Below are 16018 nucleotides of genomic sequence, written 5' to 3'. Positions count from 1 at the left end.
TTTTTTAGCTTTATAAATCAATAAATAATAATTTTTTTGTTTTATTTAAAACTTTTAAAATAATTAATTGGATAATAATTTTTATAAAATTTTTTTAGAATAATCCTACTTATTAAAAATAATAATAAAGAAATTATTATTAATATTGTAGCTAAAGCGTTTATTTCTGGAGAAACACCTATTTTCACCATAGAAAAAATTTTTAAAGGTAATATTTCATAAGTTGGACCAGTTACAAATGTTGAAATTGTTATATCATCCATAGATAAAGCAAAACTCAATAGCCAACTAGATATTATCGCAGGTAACATTAATGGTAATATAATTTTTGTTATGATGATATAATCACTAGCTCCTAAATCTTTAGCAGCTTCTAAAATACGATTATCAAAATTTTTTAATCTAGAATGTATTGTAATCACAACATATGGAATACAAAAAGTAATATGAGAAAATAATAATGTCCAAAAACCTAGTGTAAAATTTAATAATATAAATAATAATAATAAGGATATAGCCATAATAATATCAGGTGATACAATTACTATAAATAGTAAAATACTGATGAATGATTTAATATATATGTTACTATAATATATAGTAATAGCAGTGAAAAATCCCATTATTGTGGCAAATGTTGCGGACATTATAGCAATTATTAATGAATGATATGTTGCTTCTAATAAAAAATTATTATTTATTATATAATAATACCATTTAAAGCTAAATCCTTGCCATTGAGTTCCAAAATTAGATAAATTAAATGAATTTATTATAATAATAATTATAGGAATATAAAACCAACTATATATTAAAATTATAAAAATATTACGTAAAAAATATTTAAACATTATGTTAAAATTCCTTTTTATGAAAAATTTTTATTAATTTATAATATAATATTAAAAATATTCCTGTAATTAATATTACTATATTACTTAAAGTAGCACCTAATGGCCAATCTCTTATATTAAGAAATTGATTTTTTATAATATTTCCTATTAATAGATTTTTAGCTCCACCCATTAAATCTGAAATATAAAACATTCCTATAGCAGGTAAAAATACTAATAAACATCCTGAAATAATTCCTGGTAATGTTAATGGTAATATTATATAAATAAAAATTTTCCATGATTTTGCACCTAAATCTTTAGCTGCTTCTATACAAAACATATCTAGTTTTTCTAAGCTAGAATATATTGGTATAATCATAAAAGGTAATAAAATATATACTAATCCTAAAATAACAGCAAAAGATGTATATATAATATGTATTGGATGATTAATTAATTTTAAATAAATAAGAATATTATTAAAATAACCATGAACACTAAAAAAGTTTTTTAAAGAAAAAATTCTAATTAATGAGTTAACCCAAAAAGGTAAAAATAAAAAAAATAACATTATAGATCTATAATAATAAGATACTTTAATTAAACACCATGAAAATAAATATCCAATTATAAAACAAATTAATGTTGTTATTAATGATATATATAAAGAGTATATAAATATATTTATATATAATTTATCTAAAATTAATTTATAATTATGCAAAGTTATATTAAACTTAATAAAATTAATATCATCTTTTGTTACTAAACTAATAATTACTATTATTAAATTTGGAAAGAGAATAAACAATAATAACCAACTTATTACTATAAAAATTATTATTTTTCTAGAATATTTAGTTATTGTTTTCATAAGGTAATACTGTCTCCCATGTTTCAACCCAATTAATTACCATTTTTTGATTGATAGAATGATCAAAATCAGGATCATTTTCATTAAAAAATTCACTTACAGTAATTATTTTGCCATTTTCTAGTTTTAAAGTAGATTCTAATGTCATACCTTTATAACTTTGATCTATAACATATCCAATTAAACCATTTATATTACTATTATTAGTATTATCTATTTCTTTAATTCTTAAATCTTCTGGTCTTAATAAAACATGTATTTTTTTTCCTAAAAAAACAGGAAAAGGAACTTTTATATTACATAAATGACCTTCTAAATTAACTATTACTTGTGTATTATTTAATTTTTTTATAACAGTAGCATTAAATACATTTATATTTCCGATAAATTTAGCAACAAATAAATTTTTTGGTTCTTCATATATTTCTCTAGGAGTACCATCTTGTTCTATTTTTCCATTACGTAATACAACAATACGATCTGACATCGTTAATGCTTCTTCTTGATTATGAGTAACAAATACAAAAGTGATCCCTAATTTTCTTTGTAACATTTTTAGTTCATTTTGCATTTGTTTTCTTAATCTATAATCCAAAGCTGATAATGATTCATCTAATAATAAAATTCTAGGTTTATTAACTACAGCTCTAGCAATAGCTACTCTTTGTTGTTGTCCACCAGATAATTCATGAGGTTTTCTATTAGCAAATTTTTGTAATTGAACCATATTTAACACTTTTTCTACTCTAAATATTATTTCTTTATATGATTTTTTTTGCATTTTTAAACCAAAAGCAATATTATCAAATACAGACATATGAGGGAATAAAGCATAACTTTGAAAAACAGTATTAGTTTGTCTATGTTCTGCTGAAAGATGAGTAATTTTTTTTTGATCTAATGTAATAGAACCACTATCAACTTTTTCTAATCCTGCTATTAATCTTAAAATTGTTGTTTTTCCACAACCTGATGGTCCTAATAACGTAATAAATTCACCATTATTTATAGTTAAATAAAAATTAGAAATAATTTTTTTTCCACAAAAAGATTTACTAATATTATTAAGATTAACTAATATTTTTTGAATATTTTTTTTCATGAATAAGCTCTGACTAATATAATACAATAGATAAATTATTTTATTAAGTATATTAATAAAATTAAAAAATGAAATATAAATAAAATATTAAGTAATAAATTTTAAAATTTTTACTAATTTTGTAGGTTAATTTATATAATTATAAGAAGTAATACTTTTTTAAAAAAAATATTTTCATTAAATCAATTTAATTCATCAATAAAATTCTATGTTTTTTGATAAAATATTTTTTAAATATGTATTTTCTATTTTTTTATATATATATTTTATATTATATTTTTAATAAGATTTATATTTTTTTCATAAATTATTTACCAATTTTTTAAATTTTTATTTAAAAAAAAATTATTAATTTTTAGTAATCCAATACAATTTATATTAAATTTATATTTAATTAATATTAAAATATATATATTTTATATATATAATAATCACTTATTACATTGTTTATTTTATTTAAAAAATTAATCTTAAAAATTAATTTTTTCTTTACTAACAATAGATAAAAAAATCAAATTATTGTTGTATATATAATACTTATTATAATTTTTTATTATAAACATTATTTAATCTATATAAATAAAAATTTTTTTAATATATTCAATAATATTGAATATATTAAATTATTAATACATTTTATATATAAAAAAATAAGTAGACTTTAAAAGTTATTTTTAATAAATGAGTCTACAAATTTTCCTTTTATAAAAAATTTATATATTTATATAAAAATATAAATTAAAAATTTTAATTTAATTAAACTATATTAATTAAAAATATCTTTTAAAAAAATTAAATTATTTAATATTTACCATTTACAGTAAATAAAATAGTAAGAGTAAATAATTTAATTTATATAAATCTTTAATTTTTAACTAATTATATATTAATTTTTTTTTCAATTATACCACCACCTAAACAAATAGATCCAGAGTAAAAAACTGCTGATTGTCCAGGCGTAATACTGGATATTGGACTATTAAAATTAACTCGTATTTTATTATTATTTAATAATTTAATTTTACAATATATTTCTTTTTGTCTATATCTAGTTTTAATAGAACAAATATTTGGTATATTAAATGGATAATTAATCCAATTAATATTTTTTGCTATTAATCCAATAGAAAATAAATTAGGATTATTTTTACCCTGTGCTACAATTAAAACATTGTTTTTCATATCTTTTTTAATAACATACCATGGTTTATGATTATTGTTATTTAATATCCCACCTATTCCTATTCTTTTACGTTGTCCTAAAGTATAATGTATTAATCCTTTATGTTTTCCAATAATTTTACCATTTAAATCAATTATATCTCCTGATTTTGTAGATAAATATTTATTTAAAAAATTAAAAAAATTTTTTTTACCTATAAAACATATTCCTGTAGAATCTTTTTTTTTTGCATTAATAAAATTTAACTTTTGAGCAATTTTACGTACTTCAATTTTATTTAATCCTCCAATAGGAAATAAAATTTTTTTTAATTGTTTTTCTTTTATTGTATATAAAAAATAACTTTGATCTTTATTTTTATCTATTCCTTTTAACAAATGAAATTTATGTTTAATTTTTTTACATCTGACATAATGTCCTGTACTAATAAAATCTGCTTGTAAATTTTTTAAAGCAAAATTCATAAAATATTTAAATTTTATTATTTTATTACATAAAATATCAGGATTTGGAGTATTACCTATTTTATATTCATAAAGAAAATTTTTAAAAACATATTCCCAATATTCAAAAGAAAAATTAATTTTATGCAGGTAAATATCTAATTGATTACAAATAGTTTCTGCGTCATATAAATCTTTTTTAATATTACAATTTTTGTTATCATCTTCTTCCCAGTTTTTCATAAATAATCCTTCTACTTGATAATTTTGTTTTTTTAATAACCAAGCAGAAACGGAAGAATCAACACCACCAGAAATAGCAATTATTACTTTTTTTTTAAACATTATTTTATTTTTCAATATTTTTATTTAAATGAAATATATAAATTATTTAATTTATTTTTTACATTTTATTAATTGTTTGAATACCTAAAAGATTCAATCCTATTTTTAAAAATTTAGTAGTAGTAAATACTATCTTTAACCTACTAATTTTAATTAAATCATTTTGTATATTTAGTATATTACAATTTTCATAAAAGTGAGAAAATAATGTGGTAATTTTATATAACCAATTACACAATATATGTGGAGTACCATTTTTTACAATTTTAAAAATTATTTCTTCAAACTCTAAAAAAGTAATAGCTAAATTAATTTCATAATCATTAGAAAAATTTATTTCAAATTTAGAAAACTCATTAAAATCAATTTTTGATTTAATTAATATTGATTTTGCTCTTACGTAAGCGTATTGTATATAAGGTGCTGTATTACCATTTAAAGAAAGCATATCATCCCAATTAAAAACATAATTAGTTATTCTATTTTTAGATAATTCAGAATATTTAATTGCTGAGATACCTATTATAGAAGATAAATTTTCCAATTCATTTTTTTTAATCATAGGATTTTTTTTTAAAATTATTTTTTTTGATCTAATTACTGATTCTTCTACTAAAAGACTTAATTTAATATTTTTTCCTGTACGAGTTTTAAATGGTTTGTTATTATTATCTAATATCATACCAAACATATGATGTTCTAATTTCACATATAAAGGAACATAATTAGCTTTTTTTGCTATTAAAAATATTTGTTTTAAATATTGACTTTGTCTTGCATCTACGTAATAAATAATACGATTAGCTTTTAATATTTTACAACGATATTTTATACAAGCAATATCTGTAGTTGCATAAAGATATGCACCATCTTTTTTTTGTATAACAATTGCCATTGTATCATTATTTTTATTTTGTATTTTTGTAATAGGTATAACAATAGCACCATTACTATTAGTAGCTAATCCTTTTTTTTTTAGATCTAAAATAATTTTTGGTAACATACTATTATATGAACTTTCACCAAAAGTATCTTTAGAAGTTAATAAAACATTAAGTTTTTTATATAAAAAATAATTATGATTCATAGTGATTTGAACTATTTTTTTCCAAATTTTCAAACAGAATGGATCATTGTTTTGTAATTTTACAACATATTTTCTAGATTTTTCAGCGAATATTATATCATTATTATATTTAATTTGTGCTTTTTTATAAAATTGATCCAAATCAGATAAAATTATTTTTTTTTTATTTTTTTGTTTAAATTTTAAAAATGCGATTAACATACCAAATTGTGTACCCCAATCTCCTATATGATTTACTTTAATTACATTATGTCCTAAAAAAGTTAATATACGTACTATTGAATCTCCTATTATTGTAGATCTTAAATGTCCAATATGCATTTCTTTTGCAATATTAGGACCAGAATAATCTATAACAATATTTTCAACTTTGACTTGTTTTAGAATACCTAATTTTGAAGTATTTAATAATAAATTTATTTGTTCAGATATCCATCTTTTTTTAATAAAAATATTAATAAATCCTAATGGTGATGTTTCTATATTTTTTATTATATTTTTTAAATTTATATTTTGTATTACTTTAATAGCTAATTTTTGAGGATTTTTATTTAATTTTATAGCAGCAGATATAATTCCATTAACTTGATAATGACCAAATTTTATTTTTTTACATTTACGTAACATCACATTATATTCTAATGGGATACCTGATTTAATCATTGCAATTTGAATATTTTTTGAAAGAATTTTTTTAATATTCATTAATTTTACCTGATTTAATAAATTTTTAATAAAATTAATTTTTTATAATTGATGAATTGCATATTCTATTCTTTTTAATGCTTTTTTTAATATATCATGAGTGCAGGCAAAATTAAACCTAATAAAATTATCATTACCAAATTCTTTACCTGAAGATAATCCTATACCATATTTTTCAAAATATAATACTGGATTAGAAATTTTCATTTTAGAACAATCAATCCAACCAAGATATGTAGCTTCTGGTTTTAACATACTTAAATAAGGTAATTTATTAATTTTAGAAAATAAAAAATCACGATTTATTTTTAAATATTTAATTTGTTGATTTAACCAATTATTTCCATAAGTCCATGCAGACTCTGCTGCAATATATGATAATATATCTATGTTAGGATTTAGACCTTTTTTAAATAAATTAAATTTATCACGTAACTTTTTATTTGGAATAATAGCAATTGCAAAATTTAATCCTGAGATATTAAATGATTTAGAAGGAGACATAAAAGTTATAGTGCATTTTGCAGCATCATCATTAATAGATGCAAAAGGTATATGATGTGTATTTTTTTCAAAAATTAAATCGCAATGTATTTCATCAGAACAAACAATTAAATTATATTTTTTAACAAATTCTAATATTTTTTCTAATTCATAATATTTATATACTGTTCCTACAGGATTATGTGGATTACATAACATTATTAATTTTTCATTACCATCAATATTTTTATTTAAAAAATTAAAATCTATTATTAATCTATTATTTTTTTTAATTAACTTTATATATTTTTTATGTCTGTTAACTAAGTTAGTTGCATATATAAATGGAGGATATATAGGTATTGGTATAATTATAGAATTTTTCTTAGTAGTAAAAGTTCTTACGGTTAAATTTAATCCACAAACCACTCCATTAATATATATAATCCATTCCGGATTAATTTCCCATTTAAAATTTTTCCATAATCTTTCAATAATAATCTTTGATAAGTTTTTTGGAATTATTCCATATCCTAAAACACCATGATTAATTCTTTTTTTTAATGCATCTAATACACATGGAGGGCAAGAAAAATCACTATCAGCTATCCATAAAGGTATAATATCTTTATTATATTTATTCCATTTTAAACTATCACTATTATTTCTATCAATAAACTTATTAAAATCAAAATTTTTTATTATCATATAAATGAATTAATTAATTATATTAATATATTAATTATAACAAATATATTTAATATGGATACATAAAAAAATTGATTTAATCTTAATATAATAAAAATAAACAGTACAGTTAGTTTTTAATTAACAAAAAAATTTTATTTTAAATAAATACATTTATATTTTTTAAAATTATCCTATTTTATAATAATATTTATAATATAATATTAGTATTTTACTAATCTTAGAAAGATAAAATAATTTTTATTTTTTTATTTAAAGAAAATTAAGTAGTGTCAAAACAAATTTTTTAAAATTTTAAATAATAGGTATATGTTATGAATAATAAAATTTATTGTGGAGAAATTAATATACAATATCTTAATCAAGAAATAGTTCTTTATGGTTGGATAGATAATTATATAAATTTAGGTAAATTAATTTTTGTTAATTTAAGAGATCGTGAAGGAATTATACAAATTGTTTTTACTTCTTTAAATAAAATAATTTTTAAATTAGCTACAACATTACGTAATGATTTTTGTATTAAAGTTATTGGTAAAGTAGTAAAAAGAAAAAAAAAAAATTTAAATTTACCAACAGGAGAAATAGAAATAGTAGCATCAAATTTATTTATAATAAATAAATCGAAATCATTACCCATAAATAATAACATTCCAAATAAAGAAGAAATTAGATTAAAATATAGATATATAGATCTTAGACAATTAAAAATGTCAAAAATAATAAAAAAACGTTCATATATTACAAGTTATATTAGATTTTTTTTAGAAAAAAATAAATTTTTAAATATTGAAACACCAATTCTAACTAAATCTACTCCAGAAGGGTCTAGAGATTATTTAGTTCCTAGCAGAATACAAAAAAAAAATTTTTACGCATTACCACAATCTCCTCAAATTTTTAAACAACTACTAATGATTGCAGGACTAGACCGTTATTATCAAATTGCTAAATGTTTTCGTGATGAAGATTTAAGATCAGATCGTCAACCAGAATTTACTCAAATCGATATAGAAGCATCTTTTATTAATTTTAGTAATTTTAGAAGTTTAATAGAAAAAATGATATTTTGTTTATGGAAAAATTTTTTAAATATTACTTTAAAAAAATTTACTATAATGACATTTAATGATGCAATGAATAATTATGGTACAGATAAACCTAATTTGAGAAATCCGTTAAAATTAGTAGATTTAACAGATATATTAGTTACTAATAATAAAGAAAAAAAAAATAATAATAATATTATTCAAAGAATAATATCCATTTGTATTGAAAATAAATATATTAAAAATATAAATAATAAAGTGTTGGATATTTATCCATTATATATGAATAAATATGGTACTAATGACCTTAATATTTTTAAAATACAAAATAATAATTTAATTAATCTATTTAACAAAAATAATACATTAAATTTTTTGATGAATGATCAAATATTAAAAAATATTATTTTGCGTAATAAAGCTAAAAATGATGATTTAATTTTTCTAGGTACAGAAAAGATAAATGGAACATTAAGTTCTATGGGTGTTTTAAGAGAAAAATTGTCTACAGATTTCAATATAATAAAAAAAGATATATGGTTTCCTTTGTGGGTAATTAATTTTCCTTTATTTAAAAAAGATAAAATAGGAAATCTTATTCCTATGCATCATCCATTTACAGCACCAGTAGAATACAATATAAATAATTTACAAAATAATCCAGAAAATATTCTTGCTGATTCATATGATATAGTGATTAATGGATATGAAATTGGTAGTGGATCAGGAAGAATACATAATAATAAAATACAAAAGATAATATTTGATTTATTAAAAATAGACGAACAAATACAAAAAAAAGATTTTGGATTTTTTTTAGAAGCTTTAAAATTTGGTACACCTCCTCATAGAGGAATAGCTTTAGGTTTAGATAGATTAGTTATGCTACTTACAAAAACAAATAATATTCGTGATGTAATAGCTTTTCCTAAAACTAATTCAGGTACATGTTTAATGACTCAATCCCCAAACTTAATTAGTCAAGATATTTTAAAAGAATTAGGATTATTTTATATATAAAAAATTATTAACATAAAGGAAATTTTATGGCCGGACATAGTAAATGGTCTAATATGCGTTATCGTAAAGCATCACAAGATATAAAAAAAGATAGAATTTTTACTAAAATTATTAGAGAGTTAAATACTGCTAGTAAATTAGGAGGAGTAATTAATCCACAATATAATACCAAGTTACGTTTAGCTATAGAAAAAGGTTTATCAAATAATATGAATAAATCTACAATAGAAAAAATATTATTTAAAAAATTAAATAAAAAAAAACAAATATTATCAGATAATATAAAAAATATTTTCTATGAAGGTTTTGGTCCAGGAAATATTGCATTAATTATCAATTGTATAACTAATAATAAAAATAGAACAGTATCTGTAATAAGAAACTATTTTAATAAAATAGGATGTCATTTGGGAAATAGTGGTTCAGTTTATTATATGTTTAAAAAAAAAATTAAAATATCATTTATTTATAAAAATAATTTAGATAATATTATAGATATGGCTGAAAAGTTACAAGCTGAAGACATTATTTTTAATGATAAAATTATTGATATAATTTTTCATAAAAAAAAATATAAAATTCTTTTATTAGAAATAAAAAAATTTTTAATTAAACCAGTAAAATTTAAATTAACTATGATTCCTTTAATTAAAAAGAATCTAGATTCTTTAACAAAAAATAAATTTTTGTCTTTCTTAAATTTATTAAAATTAAATAATGATATACAAGAAATTTATCATGATGCTAATATTTAAATATTAATATATTTAATAAATAATTATTTATATTATTAATATAATAAATGAGATTTATAACCTATTAAATGTTATTTATATTTATTCAAGACAAATAAAATATGTAATAAAATTATATATATCTTTTATATTAATTAATAATAAAAACATTATCTAATTTTATTTTATTAGATTTTAATTAAATTTCTTTAATAAAAATTTCTTATTTAAGAAATATTTTTTAATTTTTTATAAAATTGAAATTTATTATTTATATTTCTAATCCTAAATTAAAATATTTACATAATATTAAAATTAATATGTATTAAATTAAAATATATTATTTTACTTAGTAATTTTTAATATTGGGTCAATACCTGCAATAACTTTACCAGAATATTTTTTTATTGATTTCATATCTTCAACATTAGAAATTACTATAGGAGTTAATATAGATTTTGCTGTTTTTATTAAATAATCTAAATCTAATTCAATTATTACTTCTCCTTTTGTAACTATATTTTTTTCTTTAAAATTAAATATACGTTTAAATCCTTTTCCTTTTAAATTAATTGTATCAATACCAAAATGTACAAATAATTCTATTTTATTATTTGATATAATAGAAAAAGCATGATTAGTATCAAAAATTTTTCCAATAGTACCATCTATTGGAGCTACAAGAAAGTTTCCTGTAGGATTAATTGCTATTCCATCTCCTATAATTTTATCTGAAAAAACAGAATCTGGAACAGTTTTTATATCAACTATTTCTCCAGAAATAGGCGCTAAAACTTTGATAGTAGTAGTTTTTTTTGTTATTTTTTTTTTAATTTTTTGAAAAATATTAGTAAAAAAATTCATTTTATATCTCCTAAAGTATAATTTGTATAAATTATATTAATATTGTTTATTAAATTCAGATATAAGATTATTAATTTCTTTATTAGTAGATTGTAATAAAATATTATCTGCTAAAATTTTTGCTTTATTCATTTCTAAATTTCTAATAATACTTTTTATTTTAGGAATAGATGCTGAACTCATACTAAATTCATTTAATCCCATTCCTAATAAAATTGGAACAACATGTTCATCACTAGCTAATTCACCACACATACCCGTCCATTTACCTTCTGCATGTGATGCATCAATAACTTTTTTTATTAAATAGAAAATAGATGGAGATATAGGTTTATATAAATGAGAAATTAAATCATTACCACGATCTACAGCCAATGTATATTGAGTTAAGTCATTTGTACCTATACTAAAAAAATCAATTTCTTTTGCTAAATGATTAGCTATAATAGCAGAGGCAGGAGTTTCTACCATAATTCCTACTGGAATATTTTTATTAAAACTATGTTTTTCATTTTGAAGTTGTTTTTTTAAAAAATTTAATTCTTCTTTTAAAAAATAAACTTCTTCAATAGAAATAATCATTGGAAACATAATACATAATTTTCCGAATATTGATGCTCTTAAAATAGCTCTTAATTGTGTATGTAATATTTCTTTACGATCCATAGTTATTCTAATAGCTCTCCATCCTAAAAAAGGATTATTTTCTTTAGGTAAATTCATATAAGGTATATTCTTATCTCCTCCTATATCCATAGTACGAATAATTACAATTTTCCCACACATGTTTTTTGCTACTGTTTTATAAGCATGAAATTGTTCTTCTTCTGAAGGCAAAGAATTACGATTCATAAATAAAAATTCTGTACGATATAATCCAATTCCTTCAGCACCATTTTTTTTAGCATTATTTAGATCTTTTAATGAACTAATATTAGCACATATTTCAATTTTAAAGTGATCTTTAGTTATAGCTGGTAATTTACTTAATTTTATTAATTTGTTTTTTTCAGAAATAAATTTATTATGTATTAATTTGATTTTATCAACTATTGTATTTTTAGGATTAATATATATATTATTATTAATACCATCTAGTATTAAATAATCATTTGTTTTTACTTTACTAGTAATATTTCCTGTACCTACAATAGCAGGTATTTCTAAAGAACGAGCTATTATTGCTGTATGAGAAGTTTGACTACCAAAATCTGTAATAAATCCTAAAATTTTTTTTAAATTTAATTGAGTTGTTTCTGATGGTGTAAGATCTTTAGCAATTAAAATTACTTTATTTTTTATTTCACTTAAATTAAAAATATTTTTACCTAAAATATTTCTTATTAAACGATTCCCAATATCTTTAATATCAATTATTCTAGATTTTAAATATTCATCCTTAATATTTTCTAATGATTTTATTTGACATTTTATTACATAATTTACAGCTGCATCAGCTGATAAAAAATTATTTTTAATTAGTGAAATAACTTCTTTAATCATTTCTTCATCTTGTAAAAGTATAATATGTCCTTCAAATATAAATTTTTTATCATCATTAAAATTTTTAATTGATTTATTTTTAATTAATTCAAGTTGTTTAATTGATTTTTTTTGTCCATCAAAAAACTTTTTAATTTCAAATGCTATTTGATTATTCATAATCTTATTATGATTAATAATAATATCATCTACTTTTAATAAAAATGCTCTACCAAAAGCAATACCAGGAGAAGCTAAAATTCCTGAAATCATATTTACCTCTATTATTATCTAATGATTTTATATCAAATATTATTAATTTCAATAATATATTATTAAAATATAAATTTTATTATCTAATAAATATTAGTAAAATTATTTTATTATAATTATTCTATTAATACTCTAGGATAATTTTATCTTAAATTATTTACATTTATACATATATTATAATTTTTCAATAATTTTTACTAAATGTTCTATTGCTTTTTTTTCATCTTGTCCACAAGCTGTCAAAATAATTGAAGTTCCTTTAGTCATACCTAAAGTTTGTATTTTAAATAAACTTTTAGCATTAACTGTTTTTCCATTAGATGTAATTGTTATATCAGATATAAAAGTTTTAGCTTCTTTTACAAAGAGGGCTGCTGGACGAATATGCAAACCATGAGTATTATTAATAATAATTTCTTTTTGAAACATTATTTTTTCCTAATTTTTAATTAATTTATTATTTTAAATAATTTATATATTTAAATGTATATAATAATTATAAAATTATTATTTAGAAATATAATTATTATAAAATTTAATAAATAGCACAGATCAATGATCTTGGCTACTAATTACTATAAGTAATTAGTAACTAATATAATTTTTTTATAAATTATAATAAATTTAATTTTAAACAATATTTAATAAAAAATTTTATTATATATTATAACCATATTTTAGATGGTGTAATGATTACTGGTAATGGAATATCCCACTTACAAATAGGAAAATTATGATTTAATTGATAATCATAAGCTATACCTATAGGTAAAGTATTATTAATTTTTTTTAATAATCTATCATAATATCCACCACCCATTCCTAATCTATAACGATTTTCATTAAATGATACAATTGGTACTATTATTATATCTAATATATCTATCAAAAATAAGGATTCTTTTTGAATATTAGGTTCTAATATATTAAATTTATTAAATGTCAATATTGTATTTGGAGTATATTTAGAAAAAAATAATTTACCTTTAATATTTGGATCTATAATAGGAATATAAACAGTTTTATTTTGTAACCATAAATTTTTAATTAATAAATTTGTATTTATTTCTCCTAAAAAAGAAATATATAAACCTATATTTTGATTTTTTTTAAATGAAATAAAGTTTATAACTTTATTAGTAATAATATTATCTAATATATTTTTTTTTATAAAAGAAAAATCTTTTCTTAATTTTTTATATTTATTACGTATTTTTATACGTTGAAGTATTTTTTTATACATATAAATTGTATTATGAATAATAATTAAAAATTAAATTTTATATAATTTATTTTGTTATAATCAAAAATTATATTTAATATATATATAAAAATATTTATACAATAAATTAAATATTATATAAATATATACAAGATATATTTTATATATATCAAAAAATTATTAATTTAATAAACTATTAATTTTATTAAAAATTACTAAAATATTATAGGTTATAGTAATTATGACACAAATATTTGATTTTTATCATAATAAAAATGGTTTTTTAACAAAAACTATATTTTCTATTATAAAAAAATATAATTCTCCAATTTGGTTATATTGTGCAGAAACTATAAAAAAACGTATTTTACAATTGAAAAAATTTGATACTGTTAGATTTGCTCAAAAAGCATGTTCTAACATTAATATTTTAAAATTAATGAGAAAAGAAGGTGTAAAAGTAGATGCAGTATCTTTAGGAGAAATAGAAAGAGCAATAGCAGCTGGATATAATCATAAAAATAAAGATGATATTATTTTTACAGCAGATATTTTCGATTTTAGTACATTACAGCGTATCATAGATTTAAATATTACTGTGAATGTTGGTTCTATAGATATGTTACATCAATTAGGTACATTATCTCAAAATCATAATATTTGGTTACGTATTAATCCAGGTTTTGGACATGGACATAGCAAAAAAACTAACACTGGTGGTGAAAATAGTAAACATGGTATTTGGTATACAGATTTAAAAAAAGCCATTACAATTATAAATAAATATAATTTAAAATTAATAGGAATGCATATTCATATAGGTTCAGGTGTTAATTATTCTCACTTAAAAAAAGTATGTAATGCTATGGTTAGTTATGTATTACAACCTTATATTCCTAAAATCAATGTAATATCTGCAGGTGGTGGTTTATCTGTTCCATATAAACTATGTGATCAAATTATTGATACAAATCATTATTATCAATTATGGAATCAAACACGTAACATTATTAATAATCATTTACAAAAAAAAATAAAATTAGAAATTGAACCAGGAAGATTTTTAGTAGCAGAATCAGGAATATTAGTATGCCAAATATGGGCTATAAAAGAAATAAAAGAAAAAAAATTTATTTTAGTAGATGTAGGTTTCAATGATTTTATGAGACCTGCAATGTATGGTAGTTATCATTATATATCTGCTATTTCTTCAAAAGGAATAGATATGTCATATTTACCAAAAATAAAATCTATAGTTGCTGGTCCTTTATGTGAAGCAGGAGATGTATTTACACAGTTAGATAATGGAGAAATAACATTTTGTTCATTACCAAATGTTAATGTTGGAGACTATTTAATTTTCCATGATACAGGAGCTTATGGAGCATCTATGTCATCTTATTATAATAGTAGACCTTTAATACCAGAAATATTAATTGAAAATGGTATTCCAAGAGAGATTCGTCGTCATCAAAAAATACAAGAATTAATTAATTTAGAACTTTATTAAATTATAAAAATAAATTATTTTTTATTATTAAATATATTTATATATTAATATAATTAAATAAATTTATAAAAATATTTTTTAACAAAAATTGTTATTTT

General features: G+C 19.1%; 13 protein-coding genes. 3 read left to right on the top strand and 10 right to left on the bottom strand.

The window, feature by feature from the left end; translation table 11 throughout:
- Nucleotides 1–41: 41 nt before the first annotated feature.
- The 6 genes from potC to GJT81_RS02285 all read right to left on the bottom strand — a co-directional run bounded on the left by potC (nt 42) and on the right by GJT81_RS02285 (nt 7766).
- Nucleotides 42–851 (bottom strand): spermidine/putrescine ABC transporter permease PotC, encoded by an 810-nt coding sequence (gene potC, locus GJT81_RS02310; protein WP_169785711.1) that lies wholly within the window; start codon nt 849–851, stop codon nt 42–44.
- Nucleotides 852–855: 4 nt separating this feature from the next.
- Nucleotides 856–1710 carry a spermidine/putrescine ABC transporter permease PotB gene (gene potB / locus GJT81_RS02305; protein ID WP_169785710.1) on the bottom strand — a complete coding sequence of 285 codons (855 nt, stop codon included), beginning with the start codon at nt 1708–1710 and terminating at the stop codon, nt 856–858.
- Complete coding sequence (gene potA, locus GJT81_RS02300; protein ID WP_169785709.1) at nt 1694–2812, bottom strand: spermidine/putrescine ABC transporter ATP-binding protein PotA; 1119 nt, start codon at nt 2810–2812, stop codon at nt 1694–1696. The genes potB and potA overlap by 17 nt, the downstream gene beginning before the upstream one ends.
- An 879-nt stretch (nt 2813–3691) precedes the next feature.
- Nucleotides 3692–4783: a tRNA 2-thiouridine(34) synthase MnmA gene (gene mnmA, locus GJT81_RS02295; protein WP_169785708.1), complete on the bottom strand. Its 1092-nt coding sequence runs from the start codon at nt 4781–4783 to the stop codon at nt 3692–3694.
- A 58-nt stretch (nt 4784–4841) separates the two neighbouring features.
- On the bottom strand, nt 4842–6575 hold the full coding sequence (gene argS, locus GJT81_RS02290; protein ID WP_169785707.1) for an arginine--tRNA ligase: 1734 nt from the start codon (nt 6573–6575) through the stop codon (nt 4842–4844).
- A 42-nt stretch (nt 6576–6617) separates the two neighbouring features.
- Nucleotides 6618–7766 (bottom strand): MalY/PatB family protein, encoded by a 1149-nt coding sequence (locus GJT81_RS02285; RefSeq protein ID WP_169785706.1) that lies wholly within the window; start codon nt 7764–7766, stop codon nt 6618–6620.
- Nucleotides 7767–8080: 314 nt separating this feature from the next.
- On the opposite strand from GJT81_RS02285, the gene aspS reads away from it, so the two are divergent.
- Both aspS and GJT81_RS02275 read left to right on the top strand, forming a co-directional pair.
- Nucleotides 8081–9835, top strand: coding sequence for an aspartate--tRNA ligase (gene aspS, locus GJT81_RS02280; protein WP_169785705.1), 1755 nt, complete (start codon nt 8081–8083; stop codon nt 9833–9835).
- A gap of 26 nt (nt 9836–9861) precedes the next feature.
- Complete coding sequence (locus tag GJT81_RS02275) at nt 9862–10590, top strand: YebC/PmpR family DNA-binding transcriptional regulator (protein ID WP_169785704.1); 729 nt, start codon at nt 9862–9864, stop codon at nt 10588–10590.
- Between the two features lie 324 nt (nt 10591–10914).
- On the opposite strand, the gene crr is transcribed toward GJT81_RS02275, so the two are convergent.
- From crr to GJT81_RS02255, 4 genes are all read right to left on the bottom strand, one after another.
- Nucleotides 10915–11433: a PTS glucose transporter subunit IIA gene (gene crr, locus GJT81_RS02270; protein ID WP_169785703.1), complete on the bottom strand. Its 519-nt coding sequence runs from the start codon at nt 11431–11433 to the stop codon at nt 10915–10917.
- A gap of 36 nt (nt 11434–11469) precedes the next feature.
- On the bottom strand, nt 11470–13188 hold the full coding sequence (ptsI, locus tag GJT81_RS02265; protein WP_169785702.1) for a phosphoenolpyruvate-protein phosphotransferase PtsI: 1719 nt from the start codon (nt 13186–13188) through the stop codon (nt 11470–11472).
- Between the two features lie 174 nt (nt 13189–13362).
- Nucleotides 13363–13617, bottom strand: a complete 255-nt coding sequence (locus tag GJT81_RS02260; protein WP_169785701.1) for an HPr family phosphocarrier protein — start codon at nt 13615–13617, stop codon at nt 13363–13365.
- Nucleotides 13618–13852: 235 nt separating this feature from the next.
- Nucleotides 13853–14431: a 5-formyltetrahydrofolate cyclo-ligase gene (locus GJT81_RS02255; RefSeq protein WP_169785700.1), complete on the bottom strand. Its 579-nt coding sequence runs from the start codon at nt 14429–14431 to the stop codon at nt 13853–13855.
- Nucleotides 14432–14651: 220 nt separating this feature from the next.
- Here GJT81_RS02255 and lysA point away from each other — a divergent pair, with 220 nt between their 5' ends.
- The gene (gene lysA, locus GJT81_RS02250) at nt 14652–15920 is read left to right on the top strand and encodes a diaminopimelate decarboxylase (RefSeq protein WP_169785699.1); all 1269 of its coding nucleotides are present in this window, start codon (nt 14652–14654) and stop codon (nt 15918–15920) included.
- Nucleotides 15921–16018: the final 98 nt, after the last annotated feature.

Origin of the sequence: Enterobacteriaceae endosymbiont of Plateumaris consimilis, from assembly GCF_012563145.1 — a bacterium.
Taxonomy (GTDB): domain Bacteria; phylum Pseudomonadota; class Gammaproteobacteria; order Enterobacterales; family Enterobacteriaceae.
Note: the sequence above shows the minus strand (reverse complement) of the source record. Positions and strands in the feature narration are given on the sequence as shown.